Annotated in this window: 10 protein-coding genes; 5 read left to right on the plus strand and 5 right to left on the minus strand. The window is 56.5% G+C overall.

Going from position 1 to position 14,424, the window contains the following annotated elements:
* The first annotated feature begins 13 nt into the window (after positions 1-13).
* Positions 14-2,659 (plus strand): TonB-dependent receptor plug domain-containing protein, encoded by a 2,646-nt coding sequence (locus tag MKZ35_RS17215; RefSeq protein ID WP_482514426.1) that lies wholly within the window; start codon positions 14-16, stop codon positions 2,657-2,659.
* A gap of 205 nt (positions 2,660-2,864) precedes the next feature.
* A complete protein-coding gene (locus MKZ35_RS17220; protein ID WP_482514780.1) occupies positions 2,865-3,533 on the plus strand; it encodes a DUF4249 domain-containing protein in 669 nt (222 codons plus the stop codon).
* A 90-nt stretch (positions 3,534-3,623) separates the two neighbouring features.
* Here MKZ35_RS17220 and MKZ35_RS17225 read toward each other — a convergent pair whose 3' ends face one another.
* From MKZ35_RS17225 to thrA, 5 genes are all read right to left on the minus strand, one after another.
* Positions 3,624-4,883, minus strand: coding sequence for a protoporphyrinogen/coproporphyrinogen oxidase (locus MKZ35_RS17225; RefSeq protein ID WP_482514427.1), 1,260 nt, complete (start codon positions 4,881-4,883; stop codon positions 3,624-3,626).
* Between the two features lie 196 nt (positions 4,884-5,079).
* Complete coding sequence (locus tag MKZ35_RS17230) at positions 5,080-5,769, minus strand: c-type heme family protein (RefSeq protein WP_482514428.1); 690 nt, start codon at positions 5,767-5,769, stop codon at positions 5,080-5,082.
* 86 nt (positions 5,770-5,855) lie between these two features.
* Positions 5,856-7,148 (minus strand): threonine synthase, encoded by a 1,293-nt coding sequence (gene thrC, locus MKZ35_RS17235; protein WP_482514429.1) that lies wholly within the window; start codon positions 7,146-7,148, stop codon positions 5,856-5,858.
* 102 nt (positions 7,149-7,250) lie between these two features.
* Positions 7,251-8,180 carry a homoserine kinase gene (locus MKZ35_RS17240; RefSeq protein WP_482514430.1) on the minus strand — a complete coding sequence of 310 codons (930 nt, stop codon included), beginning with the start codon at positions 8,178-8,180 and terminating at the stop codon, positions 7,251-7,253.
* Between the two features lie 178 nt (positions 8,181-8,358).
* Positions 8,359-10,806, minus strand: coding sequence for a bifunctional aspartate kinase/homoserine dehydrogenase I (gene thrA, locus MKZ35_RS17245; protein ID WP_482514431.1), 2,448 nt, complete (start codon positions 10,804-10,806; stop codon positions 8,359-8,361).
* Between the two features lie 393 nt (positions 10,807-11,199).
* Between thrA and prfA the strand changes: the two genes are divergently transcribed.
* The 3 genes from prfA to MKZ35_RS17260 all read left to right on the plus strand — a co-directional run bounded on the left by prfA (position 11,200) and on the right by MKZ35_RS17260 (position 14,385).
* A complete protein-coding gene (gene prfA / locus MKZ35_RS17250) occupies positions 11,200-12,270 on the plus strand; it encodes a peptide chain release factor 1 (RefSeq protein ID WP_482514432.1) in 1,071 nt (356 codons plus the stop codon).
* A gap of 172 nt (positions 12,271-12,442) precedes the next feature.
* Positions 12,443-13,945, plus strand: a complete 1,503-nt coding sequence (locus MKZ35_RS17255; protein WP_482514433.1) for a hypothetical protein — start codon at positions 12,443-12,445, stop codon at positions 13,943-13,945.
* Positions 13,946-13,953: 8 nt separating this feature from the next.
* Positions 13,954-14,385: a secondary thiamine-phosphate synthase enzyme YjbQ gene (locus tag MKZ35_RS17260; protein ID WP_223284773.1), complete on the plus strand. Its 432-nt coding sequence runs from the start codon at positions 13,954-13,956 to the stop codon at positions 14,383-14,385.
* The last annotated feature ends 39 nt before the right edge of the window (positions 14,386-14,424 follow it).

A 14,424-nucleotide genomic window follows, 5' to 3' on the forward strand; every position in this document is an offset into this window, starting at 1 on the left:
TTTTTATCCCTTTATGAGAAGACATCTTCTGTGTGGTTTCATTGGCTGGATAGCCGTGATATTCTCGGCTTTTGGCCAAACTTCACCGTTGGATCTACAGGTATCAGTGAGGGCTACTGATAGCTCAATCCAGCAAGTGCTGAGCGACTTGACGGCTACCTACCAGCTCCGCTTTTCCTACGCGCCCGATCGGCTGCCCCTGCAACGAAAGGTGAGCCTGCAGGCCGAACAGCAGCCCTTGCGCCAAGTGCTGGACCAGCTATTTCAGGGCTCCGGCATCCGTTACCGGCTCATTGGCCCCCAGATAGTGCTGCAATTTGCCCCCCAACCCGACCCAGACAAGAGCAGGAAGACAATAATCATTAGCGGACATGTGACCGATAAAACCTCTGGCGAAGCCCTAATTGGCGCTAGCGTACTGCTGGCCGGAGATTTGGCGAACGGCGTCAACGCAAACACGTACGGGTTCTATTCGCTGCGCTTGCCTACTGGTCCGGTGCGGCTGCAGGTGCGGTATCTGGGCTATGCTCCGTTGGAAGTGCTGCTGCCTAATAATCAGCGTGATACGGTGGTTGCCTTATCGCTCCAGCCTCTGGCGCGGGAGCTGGCCGAAGTGCAAATACAGGGCGAACAGGTCACCAACCTGGAGCAAGCCAACCGGCTATCCTTGCGCGGTACAGAGCTAAAGCAATTGCCCCGCCTGATGGGGGAAGCGGATGCCGTCAAAGCCTTGCAGCTCCTGCCCGGCGTGCAGGCCGGGCGCGAAGGCTCCTCCGACTTGAGTGTGCGCGGCGGTGGCCCGGAGCAGAACCTGGTATTGCTGGACGGAGTGCCGGTTTACAATGTGTCGCATCTGCTGGGGACTTTCTCTGTTTTCAACCCCGATGCCGTCAAAAGCGTGGATCTGATCAAAGGCAGCTTCCCGGCCCAGTACGGCGGACGGCTATCCTCGATGGTTGATGTGCGGCTGAAAGAAGGTAACAATCAGCAGTTTGGCGGGGAAGGGGCCATTGGTCTGATTTCATCCAAGCTGCTGTTGGAAGGACCCATCAAAAATAAGAAAACGTCCTTTCTGGTAGCGGCACGGCGCACGTATCTCGACTTGCTAACGACAACGGCCGCATTGCTTAGCGGAAATAAAGACCGCACTAACTATCATTTCTATGATCTTAACGCCAAGATAAATCACACATTTTCATCCACGGACAAGCTCTACCTGAGTTTGTATGGCGGCCAGGATGGATTTGTTAGTAAAAGCAGTGCGCTCGATCAAATCGACAACCGGAAGTTCAGGATGCGCTGGGGTAATGCTACGGGGGCTCTGCGTTGGAATCATACGTTCAGCCCGCGATTGTTCAGTAACGCTACGCTGATCTACAGTCGCTACCGCTTTAGTCAACAAACCAGCAGTGAGCTGCAACAAGGTGACCGCCGCACGAGGCTGTTTTCTGATTATTATTCCAATATCACCGACTGGGGGGCAAAAGTCGAGTTTGACTTCTACGCGAATGAGCGCCACAGCATACGGTTTGGGAGCAACTACACCTTTCACACGTTCGACCCCGAAGCTTTTAAGCTGAAAACAGACAGTCTGTCGTTTACTTCCAATTCCTTCTCCCGCATCCGGGCGCACGAGGTATATGCCTACGCGGAAGACCGTATCCAGCTTACGAAGCGGATAGAGGCCAGTATTGGTTTGCACGCCTCGGGCTTTGGGGTGAATGGCGCCTTTTATACTTCGTTGCAGCCACGCCTAGCGGTGGGCTACACGGCGGGGAGCGGCTTTAGCGTTCGGGCCTCGTACGTGACGATGGCCCAGTACCTGCACTTGCTCAGTAATGTATCCATTGGTACTCCCACGGATGTATGGGTGCCCTCAACTGATAAAGTGAAGCCCCAGCGCTCCTGGCAGACTACGCTGGGCGCGAGCAAACAGCTGGGGCCGCAGTGGGTGCTAACGTCCGACCTGTATTATAAGCAGATGCGCGGGGTGACGGAGTTTAGCAACGGGGGCGATTTTCTGACCGAATTTCTTAGTAATGGTCCGGCAACCAACTTTGCCTCGCTTCTCTCAGCGCCCTATGAGACGCGCCTGGTGAGCGGCAAGGGCTGGAGCTACGGCTCGGAATGGCTGCTGCGCAAGCACCAGGGCAAAACTACGGGGTGGCTGGGCTACACGCTGGCCTGGTCGTGGCGGCAGCTGCCGGGCATCAACTTCGACCGCAAATATCCTTACACCTACGACAGTCGGCATAGCTTCTCGCTGGTGGCCAACCACAAGTTTACCAATAAGTTAAGCGTGGGCGCTAGCTGGGTATACCGTACGGGCTTTGCTACCACGCTACCCCTGGAAGACTACAAAGCCTATAACGAGCCTGTTTACCGGCCGGGGGGCAGTTCACCTTTCGTGGAGACGGTGTATCGTTTCGGTGAGCGCAACAACTACCGCATGAATGCCTACCACCGCCTGGATGTAAGCCTGACCCACAGCAAGAAAAAGAAGTGGGGTGAGCGCACTTGGAACGTATCTGTGTACAACGCTTATAATCACAAAAACCCTTATTACGTGTACTTGAGCAAGAGTGGCAATTACAGTGGAGTATCCCAGTTTTCGCTATTCCCCATTCTGCCCTCGTTCAGCTACGGCTTTACCTTTTAAAAGACGCCATGAGAACCTATAACAACATACGCTATTGGCTGCCTCTTCTCGGCGGGTTGCTCGCAGCCTGCGAGACCATAGTTGAGCTTGAATTACCGACCCCGGAGCCGCGGCTGGTGGTAAACAGCGTGGTGAATCCCGATAGCGTATTCATGGTAGAAGTTAGTGCCAACCGGGGGCTTTAGTTACTCAACCTTACACCCTGATAACGGAGGCTACGGTGCAAGTGTACCAGGATGGACAATACTGGGACGACCTGACCCATGCCGGCAAAGGCCGCTACCGAAGTGCCAAATTTCCGCAGGCACTCCGGCAGTACGAGATAAAAGTAACGGCTCCCGGCTTTCCCGGCGCCAGTGCTAGCACCACGCTGCCAGCGTTGCCTAGCATAACGGACGTAAAAGCAATTCCCATAGCTTCTACTTCAAATAGTATAGATGCATCCGTGGACGCATCCTTTGTGCTAATCGATAATCCGGCGCAGGAGAACTTTTACTACGTGCAAGCATACACGCCTGATTCGAGCATATTTACTAATCTAAAACCCTATAACCGCTCGATAAGCGTGAGCTTCCTTTCTCCCGCGGAGGAAGACTTTTCGATGGAGGACCGTTATTTTTTTAGTGACCGGCTCTTTAATGGCCAATCACTTCAGGTTCGGCTGAACCTAGACATCAGCCATGATAAAACGGCTTACGTGCGCGTGGCACACATCTCAAAAACCTATTATGAGTACGTCCGGACCCTGCGCAGGCAGACTTACGCGGATGTTAATGCTACGCTGGCCGGCCCAGTGCCCGTACCGAATAATATTCAAGATGGCTTCGGCTTATTCGGAAGCTATGCAGCTAGGGTAATAACTGTCAGGCCTTGAGTAGGCCCGTTTCAAAATCGGACTTGCAACCCGAAACGCGACAACAGGCAATAATTGATAGCTGTAGTAGATGAAACACCACTTCAAAAGTCAACCCGCCAGTAGCAGCTCTGCCACTTCGCGCCCTGTGGCCAGGGCCGCATTCTGCGAAGGGTAGGCCGCGTAGTCGCCACAACGATACAAGCCCTCAGCCACCCGCAATTCCTGCCGCGGCGCCTGCCCCGCCGCATACACCGGTAGCGCATACGGAATATGATAGGTGCGCAAATGCTGCCACTGGGCCGCTTCAGAGCCAAACCAAGCCGTCAGTTCCTGGCGTAAGCGCTCAGTGAGGGTCTGCTCGTCAAGGCCGTGCTCGCCGTGGGTGCTCACCGATACCAGTGTGCGACCCTGGGGGGCATATTCGGGTGCTATATCGCTCGGAAAGCTGACGTTGTGGGCCAAGGAGTTGGGAGAGGCATTCAGCCGCAGCAAACCATCGCCGCGGCCGGGGGAGCGGTCGGCGGCGAAGTAAGTGCAGGTAGTGCGCCGCCAGGCTAACGCTGGAGCAGCGTGCGGGCTGGGGGGCAAAATGCGGGCAGCAGCCTCGCCGTCGGTGGCAACTACTACGGCGCTGGCTGCGAGAGTTTCGCCACTCATGAGCCGCACAAAATTGCCCCCCACGGCTTCCACAAGCGTGTTCAGCCGCACACTACCCGCAAGCAGGCGAGCCGCCAGCTGCTCGGGTATTTGCTGAATGCCGCGGGCCGGTACCACGGCTTCGCCAATGACAAATTGTTGAAATACGAACTCGAAGAAATTGCTGGCCGTGCTCAGAGAACGGTCGAGGAAAACGCCACCGAAAAAGGGTCGGAAAAAGCTGTTAATTATCTGTTCACTCCAGCCATAGCGCCGCAGAAAGCTGAGCGTATCGGTGGCGGGTCGCTCCAGTAGCTGCTGGCTCGTTTGGGCGCGCACATCGAGCGCCAACTGCACAATTCGCAGCTTATCGGTAAGGGAGCCAATGGGCGAAGTCAGAGCTGAAAAAGCGGCTAGTGGCTGCTGCAAAGGGTTTTGCAGGGTTGTTTCTCGGCCATCGGCCAGGCGAATCACGGCCCCGGAGCGGAAGGCCTTTAAGTCGGCGGCACTATAATCAAGCAGGCGCTCTACTTCCGGATAGCGCGTGAGCAGTACCTGAAAACCCCGATCCAGCCGGAAGCCCTCGGGCGTGATGTCAGTACGAATCCGGCCACCCACGGCATCAGCGGCATCCAATACCAGTACCGGCCGACCGGCGCGGTGCAGGTAATTGGCGCAAGCCAAGCCGGCCAAGCCAGCTCCGACGATGATAGTGGGCGCAGAAGTAGACATAAGTTGTTGAAAAGTAATGCTGGAATTTGCCTGTAAATGTCCCGCCGCCCTCAAAAACAGGGCGGCGTGGTACTACCAATTCCGCGCAGCGGTTGGTGGTACCACTATTGTTGAACGGTAACACGTGAGGTCGTTCAACAATAGTGGTACTACGACTCCTTCAGTCGTAGTACCACACCCACTCCCCGAAATTTACCTAAAACAACTTGGGGCGGGGCTTCATGATTTTGCGCGTCTTCATGGTATAAAACTCCGCTACGCCGGCCCGCTGCAACTGTACTCGCCACACGCCCATGGGCTCACCCAGCCGAAACCCCGTGGACTTATCAGTCGGGTACCGCTGCTTGATTAGCGCGTAATCGGCGGCGCTAATATCCTTGCCTACCTGCCCATGACAGCGCAAGCACTGTTTGTTATCAAGAATAATAGGGCGCTGGTAGTTAAACTGCTCCGTATTTAGCCGACTCACGAGGCGGGTGGTATCGGACTGAAGCTGGCTGGGGGGCAATTTGGCCTGATTCTGTGGGTTGCGGGCCCGCTGGCTCAGGCGGCGCGGCGTGGCTTCCAACACCTTGGCCAGCGAATCGACGGAGCCAAACGTTTCGGGGCGGCAGTAGGGGAGGGCCACCGCCACCCCACCCTCGGCCAGCTTTTCGGCCAGCACGCGGCGTAATTCGCGGTCGGCGTGGGCGGTGAGCGAGTCGCCGGCCCAGCGGGTGGCGCGCAGCAGGTCGGCGGGCATAATGCGCTTCACCGTCATGTTTTCCAACGTGATGGCGATTTTGTTGCCGTCTTTGATGTGCTCAATCTGGTCGGAGCTACAGGCACTGAGCAGTCCGAAAAGCAGCAGAAAAGCTCCGGCGAGCGGGCGATAAGCGTAACGCATGAGGAAAAAGTAAATCGACACAGCAAAGAAAGGATAACCAGCGCACTAACTACCCGCCACCCCGCCTCCATGTTTCGCCGGCGCTTTTACCGAAGCAGAAACTCCTGCAAAGCAGCATACTCAGGCTCCAGCAGTATACTGTGCTTGGTCCTGCTTAATAAGCCCCGTACGGCTTCTGGCACCAGCACCGCCTGTCCGATTATCGGCTCTACCACTTCCGGAAACTTTACTGGGTGCGCGGTTTCCAGAAACGCCCCTTTTTCTGTGGGATGCTCCCGCAAGTGGTCTTCCAGTGCAAAGAACGCCACCGCGCCGTGCGGGTCCAGCAGATAGCCCGTTTCCTGATACACGCGCTGAATAGTGGCCGTGGTCTGCTCGTCAGAAACGATGGCGCCACTTACTACTTGGCTGATGGCGGCGTGACGCTGCTCAAAAAGCTCCAGAATCCGGCCGAAGTTGCTGGGGTTGCCGACATCCATGGCATTAGAAAGCGTGACAACGGCGGTACGCGCCGTGAAAGTGCCAGTGCGCAGATAGTCGGCCACGGCTGAGTTGGCATTGCAGGCCGCCACAAAGTGCCCGATGGGCAGCCCCGAGGCGTGCGCCAATAACCCCGCGCAGACATTGCCGAAGTTGCCGCTGGGCACCGCCACTACTGGGGGGCTTTTTTGCGTCCATTGTTGCAGGGCGTAGCAATAATAAAACTGCTGGGGCAGCCAACGGGCCACATTGATAGAATTGGCGGAGGTAAGCTGCCGGTGCTGGGCAACCAGCGGATCGAGAAAAGCTTGCTTTACGAGTCGCTGGCAGTCGTCGAAGTTGCCGCGCACTTCCAGGGCCGTAATGTTCTGGCCCAATGTGGTCAGCTGTAGTTCCTGCAGCGGGCTTACTTTGCCCGATGGGTACAGAATAACTACTTCCACGCCTTCTACGCCCAAAAATCCGTCGGCCACGGCCCCGCCGGTGTCGCCGGAGGTAGCCACCAGCACCGTTACGGGTTCCCGCTGCTGCCGCGAAAAGTAGCCCAGGCAGCGACTCATGAATCGCGCGCCCACATCCTTAAAGGCCAGCGTTGGCCCGTGAAACAGCTCCAGCGCCGCTATTCGCTCCGTTACGGGCACCAGGGGAAACTCGAAATCCACCGTTTCGGCGCAGATGCCGCGCAATATATCTGCCGGGATAGTGTCGCCTACGTAGGGCCGGATGACCTCAAAGGCTACCTCCGCCCGCGGCATTGTGTTGAGGTTATTGAGCAGATCTGAGGAAAACTTTGGAATCTGCTCCGGAAAGTATAGTCCGCCATCCGGGGCCTGGCCGGCAAGGGTAGCGGCCTGAAAATCGACGGACGGGGCTTGCTTATTGAGACTATAGTAACGCATGATATTGTAGATAGAATGTAGCCCGAAGCGGCGCTTCGGTCGTTGCGTCAGGTTTACGGCTGCCTCATCTTGTGGCCCAAGCACCGCTTCGGGCTACTTGTCCTACTGCTTAAATCGCACTCCAACGGGGTTAATGGTGCTGACGTGGATATGAAAGTCAACGCTCATCTTCTCATATACCGTCCGCATGGCACTGGCCACCGCGTGAGCCGTAGATTCGGTTTCGCTCAACATAAAAATGGACGGCCCCGAGCCTGAGATTCCCCCACCCAGCGCCCCGGCTTCCAGACTACACGACTTCACGGCCGCGAACCCCGGAATCAGAATACTGCGAACCGGCTCCACAATGACGTCTTCCAGCGAGCGACCAATCAGCTGGTAATCTGGCTTTAAGAGCCCGGCTACTAGCCCAGCCACATTGGCCCACTGCCGGATAGCGGATTTCAGCGGTACCTCCTGCTTCAGAATCTGGCGGGCATCGGCGGTGCGTACCTCTATCTGCGGATGCACTACCGTCACGTGCAGCGGGGGCGCCGACAGCAGCACCACATCCAGCGGCTCAGTGGCGCGAATAAGCGTGACGCCCCCATAAATGGCTGGCGCAATATTATCAGCGTGCTGCGCACCCGAGGCTACCTCTTCCCCAAACATGGCAAACCGAACCAATTCCTGCTGCGAAAAAATGCCCCCCAGCAGCTTGTTGGCACCTACTACGGCTCCTGCCGCGCTGGCCGCGCTACTCCCAATCCCGCTGCCCGGCAAAATGGCTTTGTTGATGCGCACCTCGAAGCCCGTGCCCGCCGGGGCCGCTTTCAGCAAAGCTAATAAGGCCGCCCCCGCCACATTGCGCGCTGGTTCGGTTGGCAGATTGAAGTCGTCCTCATGCACAATTTGTACGCCCGGCTCATCGGTGAGGCGCATGTGCATGGTATCGTAAGGTGCTTCCAGGGCAAAACCCAGAACATCGAACCCGCACACCATATTGGCGACAGTAGCCGGCGAATACAATGTCAGAAAATCGGAAGTAGGCATAAAGAAAGAGAGTAATCCCAAGCTGTGGTTTGGGCGTCATGGTGATGTAGCGCGAACTTTCAGTTCGTGTTTTGTTGGGTCATCGTTAATAAAAATGCCCCCCAGTTATCATCGTTCAACGAAACACGAACTGAAAGTTCGCGCTACATTGCCACGACGCCCAAACTACAGCTTGGGATTAAGCCCGCGCGGCCCGGATGATATCAGCGAAAACGCCTGAGGCTGTGACATCAGCGCCGGCGCCGGCACCTTTTACTACCAGCGGCTGCTCAGAATACCGATTGGTGAAGAAGAGCACAGCGTTGTCTTTGCCCTGCAATACATAGAAATCGTGGCCCGGCGCTACGCCTTGCAGTCCAACGCTGGCCTGCCCATCGGCGTAGCGCGCCACAAACTTCAGCCGCTGGCCTTGGGCCGCGGCCGCATCATAAAGACTGCGGAAGTGTGCTTCGTGTACGGCCAGTTGCTGATAAAACGCTTCTACATCGCCTTCCAGGCAGGAAGCCGGCAGAAATGATTCATTGTGAATATCAGTCAGCTCCATTTCCTGACCAGCTTCTCTGGCCAGAATAAGGATTTTGCGGGCTACATCAGTGCCGCTCAGGTCGAGGCGCGGGTCGGGCTCGGTGTAGCCTTCGGCTTGCGCTTGGCGAACTACGTCGGCGAAGGGAACCGTGCCATTGTAGTGGTTAAAAACGAAGTTGAGTGTGCCCGATAGCACCGCTTCGATGCTGCGCACCTCGTCGCCGCTGCGCAGCAGGTCGTTGAGCGAGCCAATAATGGGTAGACTAGCACCCACATTAGTTTCAAACAAAAACTCCGCGTTGAACTCCCGCGCCAGCGCTTTCAGGTGGGCATAGTTCACATATTCTGAGGAGCAGGCCACCTTATTGCAGGCCACCACTGCCACGCTTTTTTCCAGCAAGGCAGCATAAATTTGGGCTACATCGGCGCTGGCCGTGACATCTACGAAGACCGTGTTGCGCAGATTAAGCTCGTGCAGCTGCCGAACCAGCTCCGATAAATTAAGCGGCTGCCCACGCTCCAGTGCCTCCTGCCAATTGCTAAGCTCAATTCCTCCGTCTTCCGTCAACACAAAGCGCTGACTATTAGCCAGCCCCACCAGGCGCAGGTTCAGTCGAAGCTTTGCGCGCAGCCATTCCTGTTGACGAGCCAGCTGTTCCAATAATTTGCCCCCCACGTTGCCCACACCCGCCACAAACAGGTTGACCTGTTTAGCGGTAGCCTCAAAAAATGCCTCGTGCAGCACGTTAATGGCCTTGCGCACATCGGTAGCCCGAATCACGGCCGAGATGTTGCGCTCTGACGAGCCTTGAGCAATGGCGCGGATATTCACGCCATTCTGGCCCAAGGCGCCAAACATGCGCCCGCTGATACCGGGATGATTGCGCATATTGTCGCCTACCAGGGCTACAATAGCCAAGTCGTTTTCGCAGCGCAATGGCTCTACTTTGCCCGCCGCTATTTCCGAGGTGAACTCTTCATCAACAGCCTTTTGGGCTAGCTCCGCATCGGCCGTGCGAACCGCCACGCAGATAGAATGCTCCGACGAGCTTTGGGTAATAAGAATCACGTTGATGCGCTGCTGGGCCAACGCCCCGAACAGCCGCCGCGAGAAACCCGGAATGCCTACCATACCGCTGCCTTCCAGGTTGAGCAGAGCTAATTGAGCAATGCTTGATAAGCCCCGAATCACGTCTTTATTGGCCGGCGGATTCACTTCTACCAGCGTGCCGGCGTCCTGGGGGGCAAATGTGTTCTTGATCCAGAGCGGAATGCCCTGGGTCCTTACTGGCTGAACAGTAGGCGGATACAATACCTTGGCCCCGAAGTGTGACAGTTCCATGGCCTCTTGGTAGGAGATGCGCGGGATAGGCCGAGCGAGCGTCACCAGGCGCGGATCGGCGGTCATCATGCCGCTCACGTCCGTCCAGATTTCTAATCGCTCCGCCGCTAGTGCTGCCGCGAAAATGGCGGCTGTATAGTCGGAGCCGCCGCGCCCCAGCGTGGTCGTAACGCCCTTCGCATCGCTGCCGATAAAGCCCGGCACTACATAAATCGGGCTTGGCTGCGTCGCCACAAATGCCTGAATCTGCTCGTTAGTAGTCTCGCTATCTACCGTTGCGAAGCCGTGGCGCGAATCGGTGCGGATGAGCTGCCGACTGTCTTGCCAGAGGTGGGCAATGCCCTGCGCTTTGAGACAGGCCGACAACAGCCGCGACGACAATAGTTCGCCAAAGCTCATCAGCCGGTCCAGCGTGCGGTCGGATAGCTCGCGCAAGGCAAAGATGCCGTCGCAGATGCCGTCTAGCTCATTGCAATGCGTTTTTACTAAGCTCAGAACCGCGCTTTGGACGGAGATGGGCAGCAGCCCCCGCACGGCTTCCAGATGCCGCCCCTCCAATAGTTGCAGCCGCGCCCGGTATTCGTCGGAGCCAGCGGCGGCCAGGCGGCCCGCTTCTATTAGCGCGTCGGTGGTACCTCCGAGTGCCGATACCACCACCACGGTGGGCGTTTGCTGGGCCGCCTTTTCGACGAGTTGCGCGACGCGCTGAAGGTTGGCCGCCGTAGCCACCGACGTGCCTCCAAATTTGAGAACCTGCATAAGACAGAAGCTAAAGGACATGAAAAAGCCCGTCGGGACCGGCTTGGCTTCTGGTCAGGAAGCGGCCGGCGACGGGCTGCGAAACATCAAAACAAGGAGAGGTAGCGCAGCCCGTCTAGCGGGTTGTGGTACCTGTTGTGTAGCCAAAGATGGGCGCTGAAAAAAAGCCCCCCAGAGCGGGAAATAAGCAGTTCAGACTAAAAAGTGCGGTCATTGGTGCAGACTTACGACGGTAAAGTAGGGATTTTCTGGAAAGGATAAGTTCTGATGAGATCTATATCCTTGGAAAAGAAGTGGGCTAGTGCCCTGTCGCCGCGCAATGCAACTTGCCGTGCGCAGGACCTGTTTGTTTTCAGTACCTTTGCACTCCCAATATAATTCTCTGAAGGCAAGATGCTAGAAAAACTGGAGGCCATTCGCCTACGCTACGAGGACGTGAATGAGCAGCTAATGCAGCCCGAGGCGATGAGCGACATGAAGCGCTACAAATCCCTCAATAAAGAATACAAAGACCTTGGCCGCATAGTAGCTGAGTATCGCAGATACCAGGAGGTGCTCTCTAATATTGAGGGTGCCCGCGCAGTTATATCCACGGAAAAAGACGAGGATTTCCGCGAGATGGCCAAGGCCGAGCTCGACGAGCTGGTGCCCGAGCAGGAGCGCCTGGAAACCGTTATCAAAGACCTGCTGCTGCCCAAAGACCCGAACGATTCCAAGGACGTAATCATGGAAATTAGGGCCGGTGCCGGCGGCGACGAGGCGGCCATCTTTGCCGGCGACTTGCAGCGCATGTATATGCGCTACGCCGAAAAGCAAAACCTGCGCATGGATCTGATTGATGCTACCGAAGGCACCAGCGGCGGCTATAAAGAGATTATTCTGTCGGTGAAAGGCGAGGACGTGTACGGCAAGCTCAAGTTTGAGAGCGGCGTGCACCGCGTACAGCGTGTGCCCGCCACTGAAACGCAGGGCCGCATTCATACTTCCGTTGCTTCCATCGTAGTGATGCCGGAAGCAGAGGAACTAGATGTGGAAATCGACATGAACGACGTGCGCAAGGACCTATTTATGTCGTCGGGTCCTGGAGGACAGTCGGTTAATACAACTTACTCAGCTGTGCGCCTGACCCACTTGCCCACGGGCCTGGTGGCTCAGTGTCAGGACCAGAAGTCGCAGCTCAAGAACTTCGATAAAGCGCTGCAAGTGCTGCGCTCGCGCATCTACGAAATAGAGCTAGCCAAGAAGAACGAAGCTGAAGGCGCCCAGCGCAAAAGCATGATCGGCGGCGGCGACCGTTCCGACAAGATTCGCACGTATAACTACCCACAGGGCCGCGTAACGGACCACCGCATTGGCTACACGGTGTACAACCTGGCCAGCGTAATGGAAGGCAACATCGATGACTTTGTGGAGCAGCTGCGCATCGCTGAAAGCGCCGAGCGCCTGAAAGAGGGAGTATCGTAGCCTCAATCTGGTCGTTCAACGAAGCCTCACCCCTAGCCCCCTCTCCCGAAAAGAGGGGGAACTAGCCCTAGTACTTTAATAGAACGCTAGGTTTCTAGAAGCACTAGAAACTAGTTCCCCCTCTTTTCGGGAGAGGGGGCTAGGGGTGAGGCTTCGTTGAACGATCTATTCCATGCGCTTATTTCTTCCTATACTGCTCATTCTAATCAGCTTCGCAGCCCTGCTGCCGGGCTGTGAGCCCAAGGAGGAACTCGTAACGCGCGACACTAGCGCCCGCCTGGAGTTTTCGGCCGATACGTTGCTTTTCGACACCGTATTTGTGCAAACCGGCACCGTCACGAAGCGTCTGTGGGTATACAACCGCAACCGGCGGGCCGTGCGGGTGGAGCAAATCAGCCTGAAAACCGCCAACTCACCTTACACCCTGACAGTTAGCGGGGCTGCCGGGCCATTGGCTCAGGATGTGGAAATTCGGGGCCGTGATAGTTTGCTGTTGCTGGTGAAGGCGAAGCTAGGACCAGGAGCCGAAAACACGCCGTTTCTGGTGGAAGACCAGGTGCAGTTTCGCACCAATGGCAATGAGCAGCAAGTAGCGCTGGTGGCTTATGGGCAGAATGCCTACTTCCACACGGCCGAAACCCTAGCCTGCAACACCGTGTGGCGGAATGATAAGCCCCATGTCATCTATGATTTTGTGCGGGTTGATGCGGGCTGCACCCTTACTATAGAAGCTGGGGCCCGCATTTACGTGCATGCGGGGTCAGGAATTGTTATCAAAGGACGGCTGCTGGTAAACCCCGATTTGGCCCCCAGTGAGGAATTGAAGCCCAATGACCCCCGCTTCGTGCGCTTCGCCGGCGACAGGCTCGAAGCGGCGTACAATGAAATCCCAGGCCAATGGCGCGGCATTCAGTTTGATGCGACGAGCCAGGGCAATGTGGTTCGCTACGCCGAAATCAAAAATGCCGGATTTGGCTTGCTGGTGTTTAACCCCGAAAACCGCCAGCCCCGGCCCAACGTGCTGGTGGAGAATAGCATTATCCGGAACATCTCCGGGGCCAGCCTCAACTTTGCCAGCGGCAGCGCCAGCTTCGATGGCGCCGGTATTCTAAGCTTTTCCGGCGATTTTACCTTGCGCAACTGTCTGCTCACCAACTGCGGCGAGTTTGCAATTCGGGGCTTGCAGGGGGGCAATTTTGCCCTCAATTTTTGCACTGTAGCCAACTATACCCCCGGCTTTGTGCGGCTAAATCCTTCGCTGGTTTTCTCCGATGTGCTTACGTTGGCTAACGGCCAGCCTGGCCCATCGGTGTTGCCCACGGTCAGTATTTTGAATTCCATTATTTGGGGTGATAAGCTAGACGAGCTAGGCTTTGAAAACGTGAGCCGCTATGCAAATCAGGTTACCATTCGCAATAGCTTACTGCGTACAGAAGCTAGCACAGCCACTCAACTAGGGTTTGACGGCACTGGCACCAATAACATCTTTACCGACCCGAAATTCATCAGTACGCCCGGCCGGCTCCGCGGCAACCGGTTTGACTATCGCCTCGATACGCTTTCACCGGCCAGCAACCGGCCCGTGTTTGCGCCTCTGCTCACCCGCGACCTGCTCAATAAGCCCCGTGCGGCCGCCACTCCCGACCTGGGCGCCTACGAGCGCCAGAATCCGTAGTTTGTTTTATGATCTGGTTTCAGAAACGTCTGCGCCTGCCTGCTGTGCGGCGAGGCTTCCATCTCATCACCGACCTGCTCATGGCTGAATTGCCGGAGTTGGAAGGCATTGAGGTCGGCACGGCGCACTTTTTTATCCAGCATACTTCCGCCAGCCTAAGCATCAACGAAAATGCTGACCCAACGGTGCGGCAGGATTTCGAATCATATTTTAATCGGGTGGCGCCCGAAAATGCCCCCTATTTCCGCCACACCCAGGAAGGCCCCGACGATATGCCGGCTCACTTGAAAGCGGCACTTCTGGGCACTACCGTAAGCGTGCCTATCACCGGTGGGCGGCTAGCTTTAGGAACGTGGCAGGGAATTTATTTGGGTGAGCACCGCAATGATGGTGGGCGTCGCTGGGTAGTGGCTACGCTAATGGGTAAGGCTAGCAAATAACGGCCGCTCAAGAGAAATCTCCAATAAAACTATCACTAA

The sequence above is a fragment of the Hymenobacter sp. R533113 genome (assembly GCF_056835965.1).

Excerpts from the sequence above, each read along its gene's own strand:
- thrC (WP_482514429.1), bottom strand. The coding sequence starts at position 7,148 with ATGCGTTACTATAGTCTCAATAAGCAAGCCCCGTCCGTCGATTTTCAG.
- MKZ35_RS17230 (WP_482514428.1), bottom strand. The coding sequence starts at position 5,769 with ATGCGTTACGCTTATCGCCCGCTCGCCGGAGCTTTTCTGCTGCTTTTC.
- MKZ35_RS17240 (WP_482514430.1), bottom strand. The coding sequence starts at position 8,180 with ATGCCTACTTCCGATTTTCTGACATTGTATTCGCCGGCTACTGTCGCC.
- thrA (WP_482514431.1), bottom strand. The coding sequence starts at position 10,806 with ATGCAGGTTCTCAAATTTGGAGGCACGTCGGTGGCTACGGCGGCCAAC.
- prfA (WP_482514432.1), top strand. The coding sequence starts at position 11,200 with ATGCTAGAAAAACTGGAGGCCATTCGCCTACGCTACGAGGACGTGAAT.
- MKZ35_RS17215 (WP_482514426.1), top strand. The coding sequence starts at position 14 with ATGAGAAGACATCTTCTGTGTGGTTTCATTGGCTGGATAGCCGTGATA.
- MKZ35_RS17225 (WP_482514427.1), bottom strand. The coding sequence starts at position 4,883 with ATGTCTACTTCTGCGCCCACTATCATCGTCGGAGCTGGCTTGGCCGGC.
- MKZ35_RS17255 (WP_482514433.1), top strand. The coding sequence starts at position 12,443 with ATGCGCTTATTTCTTCCTATACTGCTCATTCTAATCAGCTTCGCAGCC.
- MKZ35_RS17260 (WP_223284773.1), top strand. The coding sequence starts at position 13,954 with ATGATCTGGTTTCAGAAACGTCTGCGCCTGCCTGCTGTGCGGCGAGGC.